18 protein-coding genes are annotated in these 23876 nt (G+C 37.1%); 16 read left to right on the plus strand and 2 right to left on the minus strand.

All coding sequences use genetic code 11. The annotated features are described in order from the left end of the window. The first annotated feature begins 12 nt into the window (after positions 1-12). The 4 genes from codY to AB2Q86_RS06860 all read left to right on the plus strand — a co-directional run bounded on the left by codY (position 13) and on the right by AB2Q86_RS06860 (position 2524). Complete coding sequence (gene codY, locus AB2Q86_RS06845) at positions 13-792, plus strand: GTP-sensing pleiotropic transcriptional regulator CodY (RefSeq protein WP_003726695.1); 780 nt, start codon at positions 13-15, stop codon at positions 790-792. Between the two features lie 103 nt (positions 793-895). Further along, the gene (locus tag AB2Q86_RS06850) at positions 896-1315 is read left to right on the plus strand and encodes a thioesterase family protein (protein ID WP_003730402.1); all 420 of its coding nucleotides are present in this window, start codon (positions 896-898) and stop codon (positions 1313-1315) included. 22 nt (positions 1316-1337) lie between these two features. After that, positions 1338-1649: a hypothetical protein gene (locus tag AB2Q86_RS06855; protein WP_003724130.1), complete on the plus strand. Its 312-nt coding sequence runs from the start codon at positions 1338-1340 to the stop codon at positions 1647-1649. Between the two features lie 2 nt (positions 1650-1651). Continuing rightward, positions 1652-2524, plus strand: a complete 873-nt coding sequence (locus tag AB2Q86_RS06860) for an aldose 1-epimerase family protein (RefSeq protein WP_012581409.1) — start codon at positions 1652-1654, stop codon at positions 2522-2524. 41 nt (positions 2525-2565) lie between these two features. Here AB2Q86_RS06860 and plsY read toward each other — a convergent pair whose 3' ends face one another. Beyond that, positions 2566-3162, minus strand: coding sequence for a glycerol-3-phosphate 1-O-acyltransferase PlsY (gene plsY, locus AB2Q86_RS06865; protein ID WP_003726698.1), 597 nt, complete (start codon positions 3160-3162; stop codon positions 2566-2568). A gap of 157 nt (positions 3163-3319) precedes the next feature. Here plsY and AB2Q86_RS06870 point away from each other — a divergent pair, with 157 nt between their 5' ends. From AB2Q86_RS06870 to inlK, 8 genes are all read left to right on the plus strand, one after another. After that, complete coding sequence (locus AB2Q86_RS06870) at positions 3320-3727, plus strand: CoA-binding protein (protein WP_003727511.1); 408 nt, start codon at positions 3320-3322, stop codon at positions 3725-3727. 181 nt (positions 3728-3908) lie between these two features. Continuing rightward, the gene (gene parE / locus AB2Q86_RS06875) at positions 3909-5876 is read left to right on the plus strand and encodes a DNA topoisomerase IV subunit B (protein WP_003727510.1); all 1968 of its coding nucleotides are present in this window, start codon (positions 3909-3911) and stop codon (positions 5874-5876) included. Next, positions 5873-8332 (plus strand): DNA topoisomerase IV subunit A, encoded by a 2460-nt coding sequence (gene parC, locus AB2Q86_RS06880; protein ID WP_012581408.1) that lies wholly within the window; start codon positions 5873-5875, stop codon positions 8330-8332. The genes parE and parC overlap by 4 nt, the downstream gene beginning before the upstream one ends. A gap of 82 nt (positions 8333-8414) precedes the next feature. Then, positions 8415-8882, plus strand: coding sequence for an S-ribosylhomocysteine lyase (locus tag AB2Q86_RS06885; RefSeq protein ID WP_012581407.1), 468 nt, complete (start codon positions 8415-8417; stop codon positions 8880-8882). A 324-nt stretch (positions 8883-9206) separates the two neighbouring features. Beyond that, on the plus strand, positions 9207-11000 hold the full coding sequence (locus tag AB2Q86_RS06890) for a LapB repeat-containing protein (protein WP_014589060.1): 1794 nt from the start codon (positions 9207-9209) through the stop codon (positions 10998-11000). A gap of 352 nt (positions 11001-11352) precedes the next feature. Next, positions 11353-13218, plus strand: coding sequence for a LapB repeat-containing protein (locus tag AB2Q86_RS06895; protein WP_014589061.1), 1866 nt, complete (start codon positions 11353-11355; stop codon positions 13216-13218). A 543-nt stretch (positions 13219-13761) separates the two neighbouring features. Then, a complete protein-coding gene (locus tag AB2Q86_RS06900) occupies positions 13762-15543 on the plus strand; it encodes a LapB repeat-containing protein (protein ID WP_014589062.1) in 1782 nt (593 codons plus the stop codon). Positions 15544-15856: 313 nt separating this feature from the next. Next, positions 15857-17671 carry a class 1 internalin InlK gene (gene inlK, locus AB2Q86_RS06905; RefSeq protein ID WP_012581402.1) on the plus strand — a complete coding sequence of 605 codons (1815 nt, stop codon included), beginning with the start codon at positions 15857-15859 and terminating at the stop codon, positions 17669-17671. Between the two features lie 31 nt (positions 17672-17702). Here inlK and oatA read toward each other — a convergent pair whose 3' ends face one another. After that, a complete protein-coding gene (oatA, locus tag AB2Q86_RS06910; protein ID WP_012581401.1) occupies positions 17703-19589 on the minus strand; it encodes a peptidoglycan O-acetyltransferase OatA in 1887 nt (628 codons plus the stop codon). A 214-nt stretch (positions 19590-19803) separates the two neighbouring features. Between oatA and AB2Q86_RS06915 the strand changes: the two genes are divergently transcribed. The 4 genes from AB2Q86_RS06915 to hfq all read left to right on the plus strand — a co-directional run bounded on the left by AB2Q86_RS06915 (position 19804) and on the right by hfq (position 23811). Beyond that, positions 19804-20502, plus strand: coding sequence for a glycerophosphodiester phosphodiesterase (locus AB2Q86_RS06915; protein WP_012581400.1), 699 nt, complete (start codon positions 19804-19806; stop codon positions 20500-20502). 232 nt (positions 20503-20734) lie between these two features. Further along, the gene (locus AB2Q86_RS06920) at positions 20735-22411 is read left to right on the plus strand and encodes a glycerol-3-phosphate dehydrogenase/oxidase (protein WP_012581399.1); all 1677 of its coding nucleotides are present in this window, start codon (positions 20735-20737) and stop codon (positions 22409-22411) included. 126 nt (positions 22412-22537) lie between these two features. Beyond that, positions 22538-23455 carry a tRNA (adenosine(37)-N6)-dimethylallyltransferase MiaA gene (miaA, locus tag AB2Q86_RS06925; protein WP_012581398.1) on the plus strand — a complete coding sequence of 306 codons (918 nt, stop codon included), beginning with the start codon at positions 22538-22540 and terminating at the stop codon, positions 23453-23455. A gap of 122 nt (positions 23456-23577) precedes the next feature. Next, entirely contained in the window at positions 23578-23811 is a 234-nt protein-coding gene (hfq, locus tag AB2Q86_RS06930; protein WP_003719566.1) for an RNA chaperone Hfq, read from the plus strand. Positions 23812-23876 lie beyond the last annotated feature (65 nt).

A 23876-nucleotide genomic window follows, 5' to 3' on the forward strand; every position in this document is an offset into this window, starting at 1 on the left:
GAGGATCTAATAATGACTTTATTAGAAAAAACAAGAAAAATTAATGCTATGTTACAAAACGCTGCAGGAAAAACAGTAAACTTCAAAGAAATGGCAGATACACTTACAGACGTCATTGAAGCAAACACATATATCGTAAGCCGTAAAGGTAAATTACTTGGCTATTCTGAAGCACTTCCAATCGAAAATGATCGTATGAAACAAATGCTAACTGAACGCCAATTTCCAGAAGAATATACGCAAAGTCTTTTCAATGTAGGCGAAACTTCTTCTAACTTAGAAGTATCAAGCCAGTATACTGCTTTCCCAATCGAAAACAGTGAATTATTCACAAAAGGTTTAACAACTATCGTACCTATCGTTGGTGGTGGTGAGCGTCTTGGAACACTTATCCTATCTCGCTTAGAAAGCAATTTCACTGATGATGATTTACTTTTAGCGGAATATGGTGGAACAGTTGTTGGAATGGAAATCTTGCATGAAAAAGCAGAAGAAATTGAAGAAGAAGCTCGTAGCCGTGCTGTTGTACAAATGGCGATTAGCTCTCTTTCTTACAGTGAATTAGAAGCTATTGAGCATATTTTCGATGAGTTGAATGGTAAAGAAGGTCTTCTTGTTGCCTCTAAAATCGCGGACCGTGTCGGCATTACACGTTCTGTAATCGTAAACGCACTTCGTAAATTAGAAAGTGCAGGCGTTATTGATTCTCGTTCACTAGGAATGAAAGGTACATTTATCCGTGTCCTAAATGATAAATTCCTTGTAGAACTAGAAAAATTGAAAAACAACTAAAAAAAATTAGAAAAGCTTTCTCTGAAAATATTCGGGGAGAGCTTTTTTTGGTTTGCTTTGGTAAAATAAGAAAGAAGAACTTGTGTGACTGGAGGAATTTAGAATGGAAATTGCTGAAACAACTATTGAAGTACGCTACGCAGAAACCGACCAAATGGGTGTTGTATATCATAACAATTACCTTGTATGGATGGAAATCGGCCGAACGAGATTAATTGAAAAATTAGGTTTTCGTTATTTTGATATGGAAGAAGCAGGTTATCTTTCTCCGGTATTAGATGTGCATATTCATTACGGAAAACCACTGCGTTACGGACAGAAGGCAGTTGTAAAAACATGGATAAAAGGGTATGATGGACTTCGTGTTACTTATGGTTATGAGATTTGCTATGAAGAGACGAAGGAAATAGCCATTACAGGTGAAACACAACATGTATGCGTAACGAAAGAGGATTTTCGCCCTGTATCGTTAAGAAGAACATTTCCGAATTGGCATGAAGCCTATCTAAAAGCTTTAGAATAAATAAGACTGGTAGTGATAAAAAATGGCTTTTGGTGTAAAACGCGATGAAATGGAATTATGGAAAGAAAAAGCAGCTCGTGGAGAGATTGCAATTATTACGCATTATTGGCTAGATGATCGCTTTCCAGAATCAAAAACTGTAACCAAGGTTGCATGTGTAGATTTGAAAAAATTGCAACAATGGGGGAAACAATATGGTTTAGCCCCAGATTGGATTGATAACCGTCGAAAAAACTTTCCGCATTATGATTTGTTTGGTGAGATGCAACTCGTTGTACTGAAAAAAGAAAAAGCCTTTGAACAAATCGAGCGGTTTCATTTGGAGGAGAAATAACAATGATCAAACTGGAAAATGAAGTATTACTTGTAGAAATGAAAACAGCAGGAGCAGAATTAACGCGAATCTTCCACAAAGATACAGGACTTGAGTATTTATGGAATGCTGATAGCAAGTTTTGGGGACGTCATTCGCCTGTTCTATTTCCAACAGTTGGAAGACTTGTAGATGATACTTACTTAGTTGATGGCAAGCAGTACCACTTAGGACAACATGGTTTTGCTCGAGACCGTGATTTTCAAGTAATCGAACAAACCGAAAACACTGTACGCTTTGAACTAGATGCGGATGAAGATTCTTTAGCAATTTATCCTTACAAATTTAAACTATCTATCATATATACGATAGAAAAAAATACGGTAGCTGTGTCTTATGAAGTTGAAAATACCGATAACAAGCGGATTTATTTCTCTATTGGCGCACATCCGGCCTTTCATTTACCATTAACGGATGGGACGACATTTGAAGATTATTATTTAGATTTCGGAACAGAAGAGAATTTAGAAACACTTTGTTTAGAAGGGCCATACCGTAGTGGCGAAATTAAAAAAATTATCGATGAACCAGCACGATACTTACCACTGAGCTATGATTTATTTAAAAATGATGCACTTATTTTTGAAGCACTAAAACAAAAAGAAATGACCATCAAATCAGATAAAACACCTCATTTTGTAAAAGTATCTTTCCCAGAATTCCCATTTGTAGGTGTTTGGACGGCAAAACCAGGGACCCCTTTCTTATGTATTGAACCGTGGTACGGAATTGCAGATGGTGCTGGAGAATCTGTTGAACTGCGAGATAAAGCGGGGATAGAGCATTTAGAGCCAGAAGCTGTCTTTGCTTCCGAATATGAAATTACAGTAGGTTAAAACGAAAACCCAGAAGAGCGAAATGCATCTTCTGGGTTTTATTACATCCATTTTATTTTGGGTTCTTCGCCGTTACGAATCCGAGTGATATTTGCTCGGTGACGCCAGATGACAAAGAGTGCGATACAAGCAACAAGAATAATTAAAATCCAGTCTCCCATGAAAAGAGAAATAATTAACGCTGCAAGTGCTCCAATCATCGAGCTGAGCGATACATATTTGCTGAGTTTAAGTGTAACTAAGAAGACTACAAGTGCGGCTACAAAGAGTAATGGCGCATAGGCAAGGATGACACCTGCAGAAGTAGCAACTGCTTTTCCGCCTCTAAATCCTGCGAAAAGTGGGAAACTATGCCCGATAATAGCAAATGCTCCAGTTAGCAACCAGAAATGATGATCTACATTCAATTGAAAGAAAAACGGAAGTAACGTTGCGACAGTCCCTTTTAAAATATCCATCACTGTCACGATGCTACCGGCTTTGATTCCGAGAACTCGGAATGAATTCGTCGCGCCTAAATTACCGCTACCAAAATCGCGAATATCTTTTTTGTAAAAAATTTTGCCAATCCATAAACCAGATGGTATCGAACCAATCACATAGGCTAATAAAGAAAGCAGAATTAAATTAATTGTCATTTTTAAACCCCTCAAGAAGAAATGATGTTTTCCATAAAGAATTATAGCACAAAATGAAGAGAATTGGCTAAATTGTTGAGATAAATCACGATGAAAAGTTGAAAAAACCGCAAAAATAGCTTATGATTAGAAAGAATAGTAGGGGGCGATTAGACTAATGCAAAATCCAACAAAAGAAGAAATCCAGCAGATCTTAAAGAAGGCAAAAGTAATCGCAGTCGTTGGTTTGAGTGATAAACCAGACCGCACAAGCTACCGAGTGAGTCAGATAATGCAACAAGCAGGGTACAAAATTATACCAGTGAACCCTAATGCAGACGAAATTCTTGGCGAAAAAGCCGTCAAGCGTTTAACGGATATCGAGGAACATGTGGATATTGTTAATGTCTTTCGTCGCTCAGAGTTTTTACCTGAAATAGCGGAGGCTTTTGACCAAATAGATGCAGATGTATTTTGGGCACAGCTTGGCATAGCTAATCAGGAAGCATTTGATTTTTTGACAGAAAAAGGATATCCTACTGTCATGGATTATTGCATTAAGGTTGCTTATCAAGAAATGGATTAATTAAAACACCATTTTTGAAGGAAGCAGGTTCTTATAGCAGAGCCTGTTTTTTTATGAAAAGGAATTTGTCACTAAACTATCACTTTATTAATCAGCTAGTTAATGCTATTCTGATAAGGTGGTTTTAAGCGAATAACAACGTGAAAGTTGTAGATTGACGGAATGAAGGGAGTTTTGAAATATGAATCGGAATGAGTATAATGATGATTCTATTCAGGTGCTTGAAGGACTGGAAGCGGTCCGGAAACGCCCAGCGATGTATATCGGTTCAACAGATGTACGCGGGCTGCACCATTTAGTATATGAAATAGTGGACAACTCGGTCGATGAGACCCTTGCAGGTTTTGGTAAGAAAATTGTTGTGACACTTCACGTGGATGGCAGTGTTAGTGTTAGCGATGAAGGTCGTGGGATGCCTGTTGGGATGCACAAAACAGGTAAGTCTACGGTAGAAGTTATTTTAACTGTTCTTCACGCCGGCGGTAAGTTCGGCCAAGAAGGCGGATATAAAACAAGTGGTGGGCTTCACGGTGTTGGTTCATCCGTTGTAAATGCGCTCTCAGAATGGTTAGTAGTTACCATTAACCGTGACGGGGCAACCTATCAACAAAAATTTAAAGACGGCGGAAAGCCAGATGGAACACTGAAAAAAATCGGAAAATCAAAAGCTACTGGGACAACGATTCGCTTTAAACCAGATCCAGCGATTTTTCCAACGACCTCATTTAACTATGAAACATTATCTGAACGTTTAAGAGAATCAGCATTTCTTTTAAAAGGGATGTTAATTGAATTAATTGATGAGCGCGTTGGTATGGCAGAGGCTTTCCACTTTGAGGAAGGTGTGAAGAACTTTGTTGAATACATTAACGAAGGCAAAGATGTGCTTCATCCAGTAGCTAGTTTTGAAGGGGAAAATGCGACCATTGAAGTAGAAATGGCGTTCCAATTCAACGATGGCTACTCTGAAAATATCTTGAGTTTCGTTAATAACGTTCGGACTCGGGGCGCAGGTTCCCATGAATCAGGAATGAAAGCTGCCATGACGCGGATTTTCAACGACTATGCTCGTCGAGTGAATCTTTTGAAAGAAAAAGATAAAAATCTCGAAGGTAGCGATATTCGTGAAGGTCTTTCAGCTGTACTTTCTATTCGTGTTCCAGAAAAAATCCTTCAATTCGAAGGTCAAACGAAAGAAAAACTAGGGACGCAGGAAGCTCGTCAGGCGGTTGATGCAGTTGTAGCAGAACATTTAGCTTACTTCCTTGCCGAAAACCCAGAAACAAGCTCTCTTCTTGTTAAAAAGGCAGTTAAAGCCCGCGAAGCAAGAGAAGCTGCAAGAAAAGCGCGTGAAGAAACACGTAACGGCAAGAAAAAGAAACGTTCCGAAACACTTCTTTCTGGAAAGTTAACGCCGGCACAATCGCGAAATCCTAATAAAAATGAACTTTACCTAGTCGAAGGTGACTCGGCGGGAGGATCTGCCAAACAAGGTCGTGACCGTCGTTTCCAAGCAATTTTGCCACTTCGAGGAAAAGTAATCAATACAGAAAAAGCCAAATTACAAGATATCTTAAAAAATGAAGAAATTAGCACGATTATCCATACAGTCGGCGCGGGAGTTGGTACGGAGTTCGATGTAGAAGATTGTAACTATGACAAAGTAGTTATCATGACCGATGCCGATACCGATGGCGCGCACATTCAAGTATTACTTCTGACATTTTTCTATCGTTATATGCGCCCACTAGTGGAAGCAGGTAAAGTTTTTATTGCGTTACCGCCACTTTATAAAGTAAGCCGTGGCTCTGGTAAAAAAGAAGTAATCGAATATGCATGGACAGATGAAGAATTAGATTCTGCTATCCAAAAAATCGGTAAAGGCTACATGATTCAACGTTACAAAGGTCTTGGTGAGATGAACGCTGACCAACTTTGGGAAACAACGATGAATCCTGATACACGTACGTTAATTCGTGTACGAGTGGATGATTCTGCGCGTGCTGAACGCCGCGTGGCAACACTGATGGGCGACAAAGTAGAACCAAGACGACAATGGATTGAAAAGCATGTCGAGTTTTCTATGGAAGATAGCCAAAATATTTTAGAAAATGAAAACATGATGGTTGAGGAGGCGAAAGACATTTGAGTAATCCAGAACAACATATCCAAGACTTAGCTCTAGAAGAAGTTATGGGCGATCGTTTTGGTAGATACAGTAAATATATTATTCAAGAACGTGCGCTTCCAGATGTTCGTGACGGACTGAAACCAGTACAACGTCGTATATTATTCGCAATGAATGTCGAAGGAAATACTGCTGAGAAAGGTTTCCGCAAATCTGCCAAAACAGTCGGAAACGTTATCGGTAACTACCATCCACATGGTGACTCTTCGGTTTACGAAGCAATGGTACGGATGAGTCAAGACTGGAAAGTACGTAACATGCTAATTGAAATGCATGGTAATAACGGTAGTGTCGACGGGGATCCACCGGCAGCAATGCGTTATACAGAAGCGCGACTTTCTCCAATTTCAGCAGAACTTTTACGCGATATTGAAAAAGAAACAGTCGATTTTATTCCTAACTTTGATGATACATCCAGTGAGCCAACTGTTTTACCAGCACGTTTTCCAAACCTTTTAGTGAATGGTTCTACTGGTATCTCTGCGGGTTATGCAACAGATATTCCGCCGCATAATTTAACAGAAATCATCGAAGCTGTGATTAAACGATTAGATAACCCGATGTCCACAACGGATGATATTATGAAAATTGTCAAAGGCCCAGATTTCCCTACAGGTGGGATTATTCAAGGGATTGATGGTATTCGAAAAGCCTATCAAACCGGCAAAGGACGCGTTGTTGTTCGTTCTAAAACAGAAATTGAAGATATTCGTGGCGGTAGAAAACAAATTACAATTCATGAAATTCCATATGAAGTAAATAAAGCTAATTTAGTTAAACGCATGGATGAACTTCGTATTGAGAAAAAAATTGAAGGTATTTCAGAAGTACGCGATGAAACTGACCGTACAGGACTTCGTATCGCTGTTGAGCTGAAAAAAGATGCCAATGCAGAAGGCGTTCTGAACTATCTATTCAAAAATACAGATTTACAAGTAAGTTATAATTTCAACATGGTAGCTATTAATAAAAAACGTCCAGAATTAATGGGTATTATCCCAATGCTTGACGCTTATATTGAACACCAAAAAGAAATTATTACGAAGCGCTCAGAATACGATATCCGTAAAGCACGCGCTCGCCAACATATTTTAGAAGGCTTAATTAAAGCACTTTCTATTTTAGATGAAGTCATCAAATTAATTCGTGGGTCAAAAGACAAACGCGATGCGAAATTAAACCTTCAAACAAAATATGATTTCAGCGAAAAACAAGCAGAAGCAATTGTATCTTTACAACTGTATCGTTTAACAAATACAGATATACATGAACTTCAAAGTGAAGCAAAATCGCTAGCAGAACAAATTAGTGTTCTTGAAAAAATCCTAGGCGATGAAGCAGAACTTATTGCTGTTTTAAAAGAAGAACTAGCTGAAATTAAGAAAAAATATAAAACAGCTCGCCGTACAGAAGTGCAAGCAGAAATCACAGAAATCAAAATCGATACAGAAGTACTTGTTGCGAATGAAGATGTGATTGTTTCTGTGACAAAAGAAGGCTATGTGAAACGCACAAGTCAACGTTCTTACGCCGCTTCGAATGGAGCAGAACTAGCAATGAAAGAGCGAGACCATGCTATATTCATTCAAAAAATGAATTCGCTAGATACGTTACTTTTATTTACAAGCAAAGGGAATTTTATTTATCGACCAGTGCATGAACTGCCAGATATTCGCTGGAAAAATCTAGGAGATCATGTTAGCCACTTGGCGAGTGATTTATCTGCCGGAGAAGAAATTCGCGCAGCAATTGCTATCCAAGCATTCACAGAAGAGAAGCGGTTCCTGTTTGTTACTAAGAATGGCATGACGAAACAATCAGCTATTACGAATTACAAACCGCAGCGTTACTCTAAGTCAATGATGGCTATTAAACTAAAAGATGACGATGAACTGTTAAATGTCTATCTAATAGATGGAACAGAAGATATTTTCTTAGCGACACGTAATGGGTATGGATTACGTTACCCTATTGCTGAAATTCCAGAATCTGGCGCTAGAACTGCTGGTGTAAAAGCGATTAATCTGAAACAAGGAGATATCGTTGTTGGTGGTGTTGTTTTAAGAGAAGGCGATGCAAAACACATTTTACTTGCTACACAACGTGGTTCACTTAAACAAATGAAAGCAAGTGAGTTTGAACCAATTTCAAGGGCGAAACGTGGCTTGCTTATGTTGCGCGAACTGAAAAGTAACCCACATCGCTTCATAGATATAACGCTTGCTGATAACAATGACCGTTTATTGATTGAAACAAATAGCGAGCAAGTTGTCGAAATTGAAGTAGCAAACCTTCGTGTAACAGACCGCTATTCAAACGGCTCCTTTGTATTAGATGAAACGATGGAAGGCGAACCGACGTCTATTTGGTTAGACATACCAGAAATTAAAGATACAGCAGATGCTAAAGACGATTAATTAGGCACGAATCCTTGTTTAGAAAATAGGCAGGGGTTCGTTTTTTTGATATAATGACTAGGAATAAAAGGAGGGTGTTTAAATGGCAGAAAAAATGAATGTGGAAAGTTTTAATTTAGATCATACGAAAGTGAAAGCACCATTTGTCAGACTAGCGGGGACAAAAGTTGGTTTACATGGGGATGAAATATATAAATATGACGTTCGCTTTAAACAGCCTAATAAAGAACATATGGAGATGCCAGCATTACATTCTTTAGAACACTTAATGGCAGAACTTGCACGTAATCACACGGATAAAGTAGTGGATATCAGCCCAATGGGATGCCAAACTGGTTTTTATATGTCCTTTATCAACTTTAGTGATTATGACGATGCACTAGATGTTTTAGCGAAGACTTTAGCCGATGTTTTAGAAGCGAAAGAAGTACCAGCATGTAATGAAGTTCAATGTGGTTGGGCTGCGAGTCATAGTTTAGAAGGCGCAAAAGAGCTTGCGGAAGAATTCCTAGCAAAGCGCAGTGAATGGAAAAATGTTTTCGGTGAATGAATGCCACGCTCTATCTTATAGACAAGATAGAGCGTTTTTTCGTTTGTTTGAAAGCGGATACCAAGGAAATGCCATATTTCTGACATATTTTATGATTGTTTAGTAGTGGGGGAAGTATCTTTCTCCATCCTTATTATAAAGCTATTTTTCTTATTTAGAATTATTATTTTTTAGTTTTATGATTAAATAATCGCGAAAACTTCACAATTTATCCATTGGTATTTGGTCTCTAGCGGACTATAATTTAGTTTATTAAGACGAGCAAACAGCCGTTTTAGACAATTACAATTGTAATAAATCTAATTTAGAGAGGAACATCATTGTATGTCAATTAAGTCTAAAATTATAAAAGTTGGAATTTGTGGAGTAATGGTCATGGTGCCGCTTTCACAAGTTTCTTTTCCGAGTTTTGCTGCCGAAGAACCAGGACTAAAAGCTAGCCAAGATGTCGTGAATATTCCAGATCCGGAATTAAAGAAACAGTTAAATGCACTTTTAACTGGCAAATCTGCTGATGCAGATATTACAGAAGCACAAATGGCCGGTTTCCAAAGTATCGCATTAAATAAAGGCGTTACTGATTTGACAGGTTTGGAGTATGCCAAAAATGTTCAAACAGTGATGCTTACTGATGTAAATGCTTCTTTAGAACCCATCAAAAATCTATCTACCGTGAAAAATTTATCTATAAAAGGTGGAAATATCACTTCAAACCAATTTGCGGACCTTTCAGGGCTATCTAGTTTAGAGAATCTTACTGTAACTGAAACGAAGGTCGATAATGCCTTTCTTTCAAAAATTAATAATATTCCTAATTTAACCACCCTTAATATTAGTTATAACCCAGGGATTACTAAAGTGGATGCATTAAAATCGTTGCCAAAATTAGCTACTTTAGATGCAACTTTTTGCCAAATTGATGATTTTGGTGGTATTGAGCAATTTCCAAGTTTAACGTCATTTAACGGTGAGCAGCAAAGGTTCGAAGCAGCGGAATTTAAGGATATTAAAAGTAGCCAATTAACCTTTAATGCAACAGCTCAAACACTATTTTTCCCATTCAATCTACTAACAAAGCAAACTATCTTAAATTTTGATGGTACACCACTAGCTTATAATACTAATGCAGCAGAGCAGCTTGTAGAAATGGATTCTAGTTACGTTCTTACTGATGATAAAATGACAGTGACGCAAGAAGGTATTACATTCAGTGGTTTCACTCAAGCGGATTTTGACAGTCTGAATGTTTTCTACATTATGGCGCAATTCGATGGACCTAATGCAGCCAAGCCAGCTAATTTAGCAAATGGAACATACGATATTAAGAATAACTTTTCTATTGAAGGCTTTAATATTGATCACTCTGTAAAAATCACTGCGGAAGACGCTTCTTATGTTCAAGGTGAGACAGTGACACCAGAACAATTTTTAAAAGATATCAAAGCAGATGCAAATGGTGCGACCATTACGAGTGATTTCGCTGAAAAAGTCGATTTCTCTAAACCAGGCACTTACACAGTTACATTAAATGCGGAAAACACAGCTGGTTTAAAAGGAGAACCTGTTCAAGTAACAGTTACCATCATTGAAAAAACAGTGATTACAGCAGAATCAGAAGTAAGCTACGATATGAATGCAACAAAATCAGAAGCAGACTTTTTAGCAGATATCAAAGCAGCTACCAACGATGGAACAGCAATTACAACGGATTTCGCGACAGCAGTGGATTTAACAAAAGCTGGAGAATATACAGTTACGTTAAATGCCGAAAATGATAATCAAAAAGCAACAGCACTTAAAGTAACGGTGAAAGTGAAAGATACAACACCAACACCAGACCCAGATCCAACGCCGACGCCGGATCCAGACCCAACACCAGACCCAGATCCGACACCGACACCAGAACCAAGTACTGATCCAGCAGAAGGGCCTGTTTATTCCGATGATTCCTCCAAAGGAGAGCAAACAAGTGACCCAATACACTTCTTCTCGGCTTCAAAGGCACCAAAATCTATAACAAAAACGCTCCCTAAAACAGGTGATTCACTACCTGCAACAGGAGTAGTAGCAGGATTCTTAGTCCTAGGATTAGGAGTTCTCATAGCTCGTAAAAAATAATTAAGTAAAAAAACTATTCACTCATTCATGGAGTGGATAGTTTTTTTGTAGCTTGTTATATTAAATACGCTTTTTTTGAAAGCACTTTCTTGCAAATTGCCATATTTTTGCCATATTTTATGAGGCTTTTACTAGTAAGTAAAGTACTATTCAAACGCTTGTTCTAAAGCCATTTCCTTTATTTAGAATAATTCTTTTTTAATTATGCGAATAAATAATCGTAAAATGTTCACAATTTGTCCATTGGTATTTGGTCTATACCGGACTATAATTTAGGTTATTAAGACGAGCAAACAGCCGTTTTAGACAATTACAATTGTAATTAATCTAATTTAGAGAGGAACATCATTGTATGTCAATTAAGTCTAAAATTATAAAAGTAGGAATTTGTGGAGTAATGGTCATGGTGCCCCTTTCACAAGTTTCTTTTCCGAGTTTTGCTGCCGAAGAAGTTGGAGTAGAAGCAGGTCAAGATATTGTTAATATTCCAGATCCGGAATTAAAAAGAGTATTAAACGCATCTATAGAGCAAGCGCCAGATGCAGATATTACAGAGGCGCAATTGGCGAAATTTAAAAATCTCTCGTTAAATACGGGAATTACTGATTTAACAGGATTAGAATATTTAAAAAATGTTGAAGTATTGCAGTTAGATAATATTAATGCATCCTATGAGCCAATCAAGTCGCTTGTAAATCTAAAAACTTTAACAATAAATGGAAAAAATGTTACTTCAGATAAAATTCCAGACCTTTCAGGACTATCAAACCTAACATCGCTAGAAGTAACTCAAACAAGTATTGATAACGCTGCTCTTTCTAAGTTTAGTAATATTCCAAATCTAGGTAAACTTAATATTAGTGAAAATACAGGTATTACTAAAATTAGTAACTTAGAAAATCTACCAAATCTACAAGAGTTAAATGTGACGAACTGTCAAATTAATGATTTTAGAGGAATTGCAGAATTTCCAAGTTTAACGAGTTTTTATGGTGGGAATCAAAGATTTGGATTTGATTCATTTGAAACGGATGGATTCAAGAATATTAAAAGTAGTGAACTGACATTTGATGCAGCCGCTCAAACTTTATTTATTCCATTCAGCATTGTACCTGACACTACTGTTCTAAATTATGATGGAACGCCACTACCTGTTAATACGAGTCCTGATTATACCAATATAGGGCTAGGCGATAGTAGTTATGTTGTTTCAGATGATAAAACATCAAATAATCAGCAAGGTATGACATTAAGTGGCTTTTCACAAGCTGATTTTGATAGTTTAACAGTGTTCGAATTAGTAGTAGGATTAGATGGCGAGAATATTACTAAACCAGCTAATTTAGCGAATGGAACCTATGATTTAAAACAAATCGCAAGTTATAGAGCTTTTAGTGTCGATCATTCTGTAAATATTACAGCAGAAGATAACATTTCTTATATTCAAGGTGATGCAGTAACACCAGAAAAATTCTTAACGGATATCAAAGCAGATGCAAATGGTGGAACAATCACAAGTGATTTTGCCGAAAAAGTTGATTTCACGAAACCAGGAACATATACAGTTACGCTAAATGCTTCCAACACTGCAGGATTAAAAGCAGAACCCGTTCAAGTTACAGTTACTGTTATCGAAAAAACAATCATTACAGCAGAAGCAGAAGTAAGCTACGATATGAATGCAACAAAATCAGAAGCAGACTTTTTAGCAGATATCAAAGCAGCTACCAACGATGGAACAGCAATTACAACAGATTTCGCTACAGCAGTAGATTTAACAAAAGCTGGAGAATACACAGTTACGTTAAATGCCGAAAATGATAATCAAAAAGCAACAGCACTTAAAGTAACGGTGAAAGTGAAAGATACAACACCTGTACCTGATCCGACACCAACACCGGACCCAGACCCAACACCAACTCCGGACCCGACACCGACACCGGATCCAGACCCAACACCGGAACCAAGTACTGATCCAGGAACAGATCCTGCAGAAGGTCCTATTTATTCTGCTGATTCCTCTGATTCAGTAGAAGAGCCTAGTGATTCCTCAGAAGTGAAGAAATCAAGCGATCCAATTCTCTTCTTCTCAGCTTCACCAGTGCCAAAAGCTACAACGAAAACACTCCCTAAAACAGGTGATTCACTACCTGCTACAGGAGTATTAGCAGGATTCTTAGTCCTAGGATTGGGTGTCCTCGTAGCTCGTAAAAAATAATTAAACAAAAAGCTATTCTCTCTTTTAAAAGGGGAATAGCTTTTTTTGTTAATTGTTTAGTATTAAAAATTAAATACAAATATGTCGAAAAATTGTAGCGATTTTTAAAGAAGACACATTTTGGACACAGTTTATGATTTGTTTATAAAAATGTTTTATTCGTTATAATCGCTGTTTTTAAGCCATCATTATTTTACTGGGTGGCTTTTTTGCATTTATATGATTAGAGAAATATCATATTATTCACAATTTGTACATTGGTATTACGTGCTCCAACTACATATAATTTAACTTTGAACAGGGCAATAAAATAGGGGATTTAGGCAAGGAAATAAATTCCCGTTCACTAGTAATAATGGCTATATACAGGCTTTTTTATTGCGAATTACAAGCTAGGAATAACAGTAGGAACATTTCTTAAAAGAGAGAAAAACAGCTGTTTAGGCTGTTGCATATTTTTCGGTAAATTGCTTATTGAAATAATACATACAAAGTTCTGATTACCAAGGAATTGGTACGAAGAAATAGAGAGGACGAAAATTTATGCTGAGCAAGTCACTTTTAGTAAAAATAGGAGTTTGTTGTGCCATTATTATGACATCCATCATGCAATCTGCTTTACCGGTATATGCAGAGGAGCAAACAACAGAACAGAATATTGTAGATATACCTGATCCACAGTTGAAACAATATTTGAATGAATATCTAAAACAAGAAATTACGGCTGATATTACGCAAGAACAGATGGATAGTATTAAGGAGGTCAAATTAGCTGGTATAGATATTACAGATTTAACAGGGCTTGAATACGCACATAATTTAAGAATTGTAAATATCAGTTCTATTAAAGCTACGAATTTTGATTTCATAAAGAACCTTTCCAATTTAGAAAAATTAACGATTATGGGCTATGATGTAACTTCTGATGGTATACCGGACTTAAATCATCTTCAAAAGTTAGAATACATTGATTTGGCACGTAGTAGACATAATAATACGATTTTAACAAAAATTTCCGAAGCCCCTAAACTAAAAACCGTTAATCTTAGTTACAATGCCTCGATAACGGAATTTATGCCATTAAAAAACATGCCAGCATTAGAGGATTTAAACATTCAATTTTGTGGTGTCCATGATTTTCGTGGTATAGAAGAGTTCGCTAAATTAACGAACTTTGCAGCATTTGGTCAAACAGTTGGTGCGGTGGAAAGGCTTCGGTCAACCATTAAACCCAGCCAGTTGACCTATGATGAGGAAAAAGAAACCATGTACGTACCATTTAGTTTAATGACAAATCGCCTTATCAATTTTGATGGTTATAAACCTAATTTTACAAAGTCTACTAAGAAGAACTATACTGACTTTGTGATGAATAACAAACGAATAGATGGTAGCAGATTGTTGATAACAGATGAAGGATTTACTGTTAGTGACGTTAGTAAAACAGATTTTGACAACTTAAAAACAATGGATTATTATGCACTTTTTGATGTCAATGCGGGAACATACAATGAGCCGAAACAATTTTTGAATGGTGGATTTTATGCGATATCAGGTGCTACTTATCAGCATTACTTTACGATTGAGGATTCCGTCGCAATTACTTCTGATAAGGAGATCACTTACATAGCAACAGAACCCAAATCAGAAGCTGCGTTTTTAGCAGATATCCATGCGACAACAGATGATGGTTCAAAGATCACCACTGATTTTACCGAAAAAGTAGATAGGAATAAACCCGGAGAATACGATGTAACTTTACAAGCAGAAAATGGTAAAGGAATAAAAGCAACGCCTGTTCAAGTAAAAGTTACTATTATTGCTAAAACAGTTATTACAGCGGATGAAAAAATAACTTACAAAATGAACGTGACGAAATCAGCGGTGGATTTCTTAAAAGATGTTCAAGCGAAAACAAATGATAGTACAGAGGTCACGAGTAATTTTCAAGAAGTTGTCGATTTTTCGAAATCTGGGGAATATGTGGTGATATTGAATGCGAAGAATGATAAACAGGAAGCAAAACCGATGAAAGTTACCGTTATTATTGAAAAGGAAGCATCGGCAGTAGAGCCGGTTGTACTTCCTTCTCAAAAGCCAAAACCAGTTCTAAAAGCTGAGCCGGAACTAACTTTAATAGAAGATCCCGAAAAAATACCAAATCCCCAAAAAGAGACAGCCGCTACAGAAATTTCTATCACGGCTTCTACACCAGAAACGAAAGCAAAAGTATTGCCAAAAACAGGTGATTCATTGCCGATACCAAGTGTCTTATTAGGATGTTTCGTTCTAGGATTAAGTGCTCTAGTCATACGTAAAAGATGATAACTCATAAAAGCTATTCGCCCCTGAGACGGGTGGGTAGCTTTTTTTGTTTAACATGATTCTCAATGTTCATATTTTATACACAAATAAAGCCGTTAATTCCAAGGTCACTTTGCTAGTTAGAAAACCGCATAAACCAACAGTTTCATTGGCAAAAAGTATCGAAAAAGTAGTAAATTTCACCTTTTCCGCGATTTATGTACATATTTTGTCCATTGGTCTTAAACGTTAGTGGAGCTATAATAACAACGTTAAGTTCGATTGAGAAACATTAACAAAAGAAGCAATCATAGAGCGGAGAGGATCATGATTTATGTCAATTAAGTCTAAAATAGTAAAAATTGGTGTTTGTTGTGCGATTGTAACAGTGCCAGTAACTCAAACTACTTTACCAGTTTTTGCTGCCGAGCAAACTGGAGCAACAGCAAGTCAAGATAATGTGAATATCCCAGATTCAACTTTTAAAGCGTACTTAAATGGACTACTAGGACAAGCGAGTACAGCGAATATTACCGAAGCACAAATGGATTCATTAACATACATTACTTTAGCAAATATAAATGTTACTGATCTAACAGGTATTGAATATGCCCATAATATAAAAGATTTAACCATAAATAATATTCATGCAACAAATTATAATCCAATAAGTGGACTGAGTAATCTTGAACGATTAAGAATTATGGGAAAAGATGTTACATCCGATAAAATTCCAAATTTAAGTGGGCTGACTAGTTTAACTCTGCTGGATCTTTCGCACAGTGCGCATGATGATTCTATTTTAACTAAAATAAACACACTTCCTAAAGTAAATAGTATTGACCTTAGTTATAATGGTGCAATAACGGATATCTTGCCACTTAAAACGCTGCCAGAACTTAAGAGCTTGAATATTCAATACGATGGAGTGCATGATTATCGTGGGATAGAAGACTTTCCTAAATTGAATCAACTGTATGCATATGGCCAAGTCATAGGTGGTAAAAAACTAATTAACTCTGATATTAAAGGTAGTGTATTAACTTATAATGCAGAAAATCAAACATTATACGTCCCATTCAGCTTGATGACGGAACGAACTGTTAATTATGATGGCTATGTACCAGATTTCGTAAAATCAACTGCAGGTAGCGACACTTACTTTTCAATGAATGAGAAACAAGTGAATGGTAGTCGCCTAACAATTACAAGCGATGGTTTAACAGTGAGTGCTGTTAGTAAAGCAGATTTTGATAATCTTGAAAAAATGGAATTCAACGCTAGAATCGATTTGAGTTATCAATCTTACAATATTCCGGAACAGTTCCAAAATGGTGGCTCTTACACTATATCAATGCCAATCTATGATCATTACTTCACTGTAGACCATTCGTTGAACATCTCAGCTGACAGTGGAAAAACATATATAGAAAATCAACCAGTGACAGAAGCAGAATTTTTAGTAGATATTCATGCAAAAACAGATGACGGATCAACCGTTACAAGTGATTTCGCTGATAAAGTAGATTTCAAGACTCCTGGAACGTACACAGTTACTTTACAATCTGAGAATAATTCCGGATTAAAGGCAGCCCCAGTTCAAGTAAACGTAACAATTAAAGAGAAGACAGCGATTACGGCAGATGAAAAAATCAGTTATAAAGTGGACACATCTAAAACAGAAGCAGAATTTTTAGCAGATATTAAAGCAAAAACAAATGATGGAACCGCGATTACAAGTGATTTTGCGACTGCTGTAGATCTTTCTAAACCAGGAAAATATGTCGTAACATTAAATGCGGAAAATGATTTGCAAAAAGCTGCACCAATGCAAGTGACGGTTACTGTGGAAAAAGAAACACCAATACCAGATCCGACACCAGACCCAACACCAGATCCAACACCAACGCCAGATCCGAGTCCAACACCGACACCTGAGCCGACACCAAGCCCAGTTATCAATCCAAACGTAAATAAACCAGAAGTTCCAAGTTATAAAATTCCATCGATAACTGTTAAAGAAAATAATGTAAAAGCGGAAACAAGTAAAAATGCTTTACCTAAAACAGGAGATTCTTTACCTGTTGGAGGGATTTCTGTAGGATTCCTACTAATCGGATTAAGCTTTATTGTTTCAAGGAGAAAATAAAAAAAGCATCTGCCCGAGAAAGGGCAGATGCTTACTTATTCATAACGCTAGTTAACATTGCTACATATGCTTGTGCGCCAGTTTTAGTTAAATGAACGCCATCAGGAGCAAAGTATTGTGATTGGCCGCTAGATCTTGAATACCAATCAACAACGGTTACATTAGGTCGTGAGTCAGCATTAGCAATGCTTTTGTTTACTTCCGATTGCCAACCACGAGGTACGCGCGTATTTACTAAATAAATAGTTGCTTTATCAAATTGATCTAATAAATCATTTAATTGATCTTCTGTGAAAGGACCATTTGTACCAAGTTCGAGTATGACAGAACTATTTTCGCTATTGAATTTCTTATAACCAGTAGCTGTCGTAATAGCATCCCGTAATTGACGTCCAACAAGACCATCAATAGTGACATTAGGAACAGCTTCTTTCAAGTAAGGTTCAATATCAAGCATGACCGAATCGCCAATCGCCACAGTTTGGGTAATCGTTGGTGTAGGAGTGGCGGCTGATTTATCTTTATTGTCCGGTTCTGGCGTTTCGTCTTGTCCGCTAGCTTTATTAGAGTCAGTTTCTTTCGAGTTTTCTTTTTCCTTCGCTGCTTTATCTTCTGCTTCCTTTTTCGTATCTTTCTTCGTTTCTGCAGTGGAAGTAGTCGTTTTAACAGAAGTTTGTTGTTTTTCTGCATTGGTATTGACGGAAAGAACATTGGTCATACCAAGCGTGAATATCGCTAAAACAGCCACAACGCCAGCAATGCTTAACCATTTGCCGATAGGTTTGTTTTTCCAGACGAAATAGTTTTTATCTTTGAAGCCTTTAAAGTAGTTAATGAAACCATTTTTTCGAATTGGAGTTTCAATAAAGCGGAACGATAATTCTGCAATAATAAATGTTGCGGCAACTTGTAAGATAGCGCGCCAAATATTTGGTTGCGTAAGTTCTAATACAGGTGTTGTTAATGTAATAATTGGATAGTGCCATAGATAAATACCGTAAGACCTTGTGCCAATCCATCTAAGTGGTTTAAAACTGAATATTTTGCTTAGATAAGAAGCAGGGTGAGAGATTGTTGCAATCATGATAACGCCAAGAATTGCAACGAACAACAAGCCGCCACGATATAAGAATGGTTGATATTCACTTACAAAAGCAGTGAATAGAATAAAACAAAGAATACTGATTGTTCCGGCAATATTAAGAACTGCCTTACTTTTCTTAGGAACTACAGGGCTAAGACGATTGAAAGGCCACACAAATGCAAGTGCGCAACCTGCCAGTAAATCAAATGCTCTTGTATCCGTGCCGTAGTAGACACGACTCGGATCTGTTCCTGGAACGTATAAAATCGTCATCCAAATTGCGGATAGTAGACCGAGGCCAATAACGATTTTTAAAAGTAATTTCGGATTTTTGACCCATTTGAGAAATACAAGCAAAAAAGCGGGCCAAATCATATAAAATTGTTCCTCGATTGCTAGTGACCATAAGTTTTTAAGTGGTGATGGAAGTCCAAATGAATCGAAATAAGAAACATTGTGGAAAATAAACCACCAGTTACTTACATAAAAGAAAGAAGCAATTGCATCGCCACGTAAGTTTTTTAAGATTTCTGGATGGAAGAATACGGAGTAGATAACAACTACGACGACCATTACATAAACGGCAGGTATGAGTCGCCGAAAACGTCTAATCCAAAATTGTTTTAATTGCAGTGATTGCGTTTTTTCCCATTGTGTTAATAAAATGTTCGTAATTAAATAACCAGATAAGACGAAAAATATGTCTACGCCGATGAATCCACCTTTTGCCCAGCTGAAATTCAAGTGGTAGGCGATTACAGCAATAACAGCGAGTGCTCGAAGTCCATCAATACTCGGAACATATTTTCTACTGTAGCGAGTAGTCCTTTTCAAAATAACATCTCCTATTTGTGATAAGTAAATATATATGTGTGTAAACCTAGACAGAGATAGTAAAGAGATCTGTTTTTAGCTCCATACTATAATACCATACATAAATCAAGAAGTAATTTAAAATGCTGAATTAATTGATAGATTTTAAAAATTTGAGTATATTTGCTTATTTTTGTTATAGTAAATATAAGTAAATAGTTTGGGGGGAAGCATTTTGACGGAAATATTTGCCCATCGAGGCAGTAGTGGAACACATCCGGAAAATACGATACCGGCGATGAAAGCAGCCATTTTATCAGGTGCGGATGGCATTGAGTTAGATATTCATGTACTAAAAAGCGGAGAATTAATCGTTATGCACGATGAGCGGGTTGATAGAACAACAAATGGAAGTGGTTTTTTGAAAGATCACACTCTTTCAGAAGTGAAAAAACTAGTGATTGGCAAACGTTTTTTTCGGAAAATCCGCGTGCCGACTTTGGAAGAAATTTTTAAGCTAGTGAGCGGTTCCGATATTATATTAAATATCGAACTTAAAACGGACGTCTTTGAATATGAAGGAATAGAACAAAAAGTTTTAAAATTAGCGGGAAAATTTCCTCAAGTCAAACGGATGTATTCTTCTTTTAATCCAGATACCCTCGTTCGGTTGAGAGAGCTAGATCCAACCGCCAAACTAGCTTTAATCACACATGAGAACTTAGAAGAAGTATTGCCTCTACATGAAAAAATCCAACTTGACGCTGTGCATCCACCAGTAAAGGCAATGAAAAATCCTGTCTTGAAGCAAATTGCAGCGCGCTACTGGACGGTGAATAAGGAAGAAGCTATCGTGCGTTTTCTAGATGCTAATGCAAAAGGAATGATGACAGATTTCCCTGAGAGAGCAGTAGCATTACGGAATAACCGCTAAATTCCATGAGCAAAACGCTTTCATTATTCATCGTTAAAAGCTATAATCGTAGTAAGTTAATAAATATTATTGTCTGAGATTCGGAGAGACTGCAAAAGGCGAGCGCAATCGCCTTACTTTGCAGTCTCTTTTTTTGTTTTTAAACTTAAAGCGTTTCAGTTAGATTGAAAAGTGGAAAAGTAACGAAGAAGGCATAATTCAGATGATAAACAATTTGAAGGGGGCAAACAAAATGGTACAATTATTTTCAGCATTTGACAGAGAAACAATCGAACGAAATCTACAAGAGGAAAAATTTGATTTAGTCATCATCGGTGGCGGGATTACAGGAGCGGGAATCGCTTTAGATGCAACTTCACGAGGAATGAGCGTTGCGCTTGTTGAAATGGGTGATTTTGCAAGTGGTACATCAAGCCGTTCGACAAAACTAGTCCACGGAGGACTGCGCTATTTACAACAATTCGAAATCAAGGAAGTAGCAGATTTAGGAAAAGAACGTGCAATTGTCTACGAAAATGGACCTCACGTAACAACTCCTGAATGGATGATGCTCCCATTCCATAAAGGCGGCAACATGGGCAAAACAACTGCTTCATTCGGAATTCGTTTATATGATTATTTAGCAGGTGTAAAGAAAAATGAACGCCGCAAAATTTTAAGCGCAAAAGAAACTTTAGCTAAAAATCCTTTCGTGAAAAAAGATGGATTAAAAGGCTCTGGTTACTACGTAGAGTACCGTACAGATGATGCGCGTTTAACAATAGAAGTCATGAAGAAAGCGGTAGAACTCGGTGCAAATGCCATTAACTATACAAAAGCAGAGCATTTCTTATACGATGACAATAAACAAGTAGTCGGCGTAACTGTAACAGACCGTTTGTCAGGTAAAGCATATGACATTAAAGGCCACCGCGTTATTAATGCAGCCGGCCCGTGGGTGGATAAAGTAAGAAAATTAGATTATGCAACAAACAACAAACATTTACGCTTAACAAAAGGAATTCATTTAGTTATTGATAAACAAAAATTCCCGATGGAACAAGCAGTATACTTTGATACGCCTGATGGCCGCATGGTTTTTGCTATTCCGCGTGATAAAAAAGTATACGTAGGGACAACGGATACAGTCTATGACGAAGCAGTAATCAATCCAAAAGCACTCGAATCCGATCATAACTATGTGATTAAAGCGATTAATTATATGTTCCCTGATGTGCATATTACCGAAAAAGACATTGAATCAAGTTGGGCTGGAGTTCGTCCACTTATTTATGAAGAAGGGAAAGATCCATCCGAAATTTCTCGTAAAGATGAAGTTTGGTTTTCTGAAAGTGGCTTAATTACAATGGCTGGTGGTAAACTCACTGGATACAGAAAAATGGCCGAAAAATTATTAGATGATGTTTCTAAATCACTAGCAAAAGAAACCGGTAAAAAATACAAACCAGTTCAAACAAAACATTTGCCTATTTCTGGTGGGGATATTGGTGGCTCAGAACAATTAGAAGCATTCCTATCGAAGAAAGCGAAAGAAGGAAATAATCGCTTTGGTTGGACATTAGAAGAGGGTCGCGAGATGGCAAAACGTTTTGGTAGCAATATCGATCAATTGTTTACGTATGCGCAAGAACACAAAGAGCAAAACGAAACCACTTTGCCAAACAGTTTATATGCGGAACTACGTTATTCGATTCAACACGAAGCAGTAACAACGCCGATTGATTTCTTATTACGTCGTACAGGCTACTTACTTTTCGATATGCCATACTTGCTTGAATGGAAAGATGCGGTTGTAGATGAAATGGCTAAACAATTCCACTGGAGTGACGATGTAAAACAAACTTATATAGAAGAATTAAATATCCAAATTAATGATGCTAGAGAGCCAGCTGATTGGCACGATAGATAATAATAAACCAAAAAGAGCGCATATCTTCCAAGGATTTGCGCTTTTTTTATGAAAAAAATCATTTTCGCTATTTTCAAGAAACCTTTTTCATGGTACATTGATTACAGACGAAAAGGAGGTTTTTTTTTGAGCAAGATTCCTGTCATCGTCATTGTTGGCCCAACTGCTGTCGGCAAGACAAGTTTAAGTATTGAACTAGCGAAGCGTTTGGATGGAGAAATTATTAGTGGTGACTCTATGCAAGTTTATCGCGGATTAGATATTGGTACAGCAAAAATCACGCCAGAAGAAATGGGTGGAATCAAACATTACCTTATTGATGTGACCGATCCTTCTGTACCGTTCACCGCAGCAAAATTCCAATCAGAAACAAGGAAAGCAATTGAAACAATACATCAAGCTGGAAAATTACCAATTATTGTTGGTGGCACAGGACTTTATATTCAATCTGTTTTTTATGATTATGATTTTGGGAACGCAAGCGAAGATAAGGCTTACCGAGCGAAATTAGAACAATTAGATAAAGTTATATTATGGCAAATGCTCGAGCAACAAGATCCGGAAAGTGCACGTCAGATTCATGAAAACAATAAGCGTCGAGTGATTAGAGCGTTAGAAGTAATGCATCTAACAGGAAAGCCTTTCTCGGAATATCAAGTGCATAATGTACTTAATGATACATATAAACCACTTTTTCTAGGGCTTGACTTGGATAGAGAACTACTTTATGAAAGAATAAATCAGCGAGTGAATCTAATGTTTGAGCAAGGCTTAATTACAGAAGCAAAAAAATTATATGAGCAACATTTAGTGGATGTTCCAGCGGTTCGCGGCATCGGCTACAAAGAATTATTTCCTTATTTTGAAAGAAAGAGCTCACTAGAAGAAGCAAAAGAATTAATTCAAAAGAACTCAAGGCATTTCGCGAAAAGACAGTTAACCTGGTTTAGAAATAGAATGGATATTGACTGGATTCAGGCGGGTGTTAGCAGTACAGAATCAGAAGCATTAAATAAAGCAACAACCTTTTTAACAGCTAAATAACGCTTTTCTGTTTGGTAGGAAGAAATAAAGGGTATTTGAAATTAGCCAACCAATTGCACAATGGAATTTCATTGGGGTTTGGGGAATTTTTTAGTATAAGATAGAGATTGGAGAGGGAAATTATGAAACAAGGTGGACAAGGGTTACAGGACTATTACTTAAATCAATTGCGTAAGGAGAAAATTCTTGCAACTGTATTTTTAACAAACGGCTTTCAGTTAAGAGGACGCGTTGTAAGTTTTGACAATTTTACCGTACTACTAGATGTCGAAGGAAAACAACAACTTGTATTTAAACACGCAATTTCAACTTTCTCCCCGCAGAAGAACGTCGCTTTAAATCCTGATGCGGAATAAGTACTTTACTTGAAAGGCAGGGAACTCGCTTTTTTTGCGATGTTTCATGTCTTTTTTTTATGCAG

This window comes from Listeria monocytogenes, assembly GCF_041765605.1.
In the GTDB taxonomy this organism is placed as follows: Bacteria; Bacillota; Bacilli; order Lactobacillales; family Listeriaceae; genus Listeria; species Listeria monocytogenes_D.

Bases quoted from the DNA above. Each gene is read 5' to 3' on its own strand.
- AB2Q86_RS06850 (WP_003730402.1), top strand. From the start codon at position 896: ATGGAAATTGCTGAAACAACTATTGAAGTACGCTACGCAGAAACCGAC.
- AB2Q86_RS06870 (WP_003727511.1), top strand. From the start codon at position 3,320: ATGCAAAATCCAACAAAAGAAGAAATCCAGCAGATCTTAAAGAAGGCA.
- AB2Q86_RS06890 (WP_014589060.1), top strand. From the start codon at position 9,207: ATGTCAATTAAGTCTAAAATTATAAAAGTTGGAATTTGTGGAGTAATG.
- AB2Q86_RS06900 (WP_014589062.1), top strand. From the start codon at position 13,762: ATGCTGAGCAAGTCACTTTTAGTAAAAATAGGAGTTTGTTGTGCCATT.
- parE (WP_003727510.1), top strand. From the start codon at position 3,909: ATGAATCGGAATGAGTATAATGATGATTCTATTCAGGTGCTTGAAGGA.
- codY (WP_003726695.1), top strand. From the start codon at position 13: ATGACTTTATTAGAAAAAACAAGAAAAATTAATGCTATGTTACAAAAC.
- AB2Q86_RS06860 (WP_012581409.1), top strand. From the start codon at position 1,652: ATGATCAAACTGGAAAATGAAGTATTACTTGTAGAAATGAAAACAGCA.
- AB2Q86_RS06920 (WP_012581399.1), top strand. From the start codon at position 20,735: ATGGTACAATTATTTTCAGCATTTGACAGAGAAACAATCGAACGAAAT.
- AB2Q86_RS06885 (WP_012581407.1), top strand. From the start codon at position 8,415: ATGGCAGAAAAAATGAATGTGGAAAGTTTTAATTTAGATCATACGAAA.
- AB2Q86_RS06855 (WP_003724130.1), top strand. From the start codon at position 1,338: ATGGCTTTTGGTGTAAAACGCGATGAAATGGAATTATGGAAAGAAAAA.
- hfq (WP_003719566.1), top strand. From the start codon at position 23,578: ATGAAACAAGGTGGACAAGGGTTACAGGACTATTACTTAAATCAATTG.
- inlK (WP_012581402.1), top strand. From the start codon at position 15,857: ATGTCAATTAAGTCTAAAATAGTAAAAATTGGTGTTTGTTGTGCGATT.
- AB2Q86_RS06895 (WP_014589061.1), top strand. From the start codon at position 11,353: ATGTCAATTAAGTCTAAAATTATAAAAGTAGGAATTTGTGGAGTAATG.
- plsY (WP_003726698.1), bottom strand. From the start codon at position 3,162: ATGACAATTAATTTAATTCTGCTTTCTTTATTAGCCTATGTGATTGGT.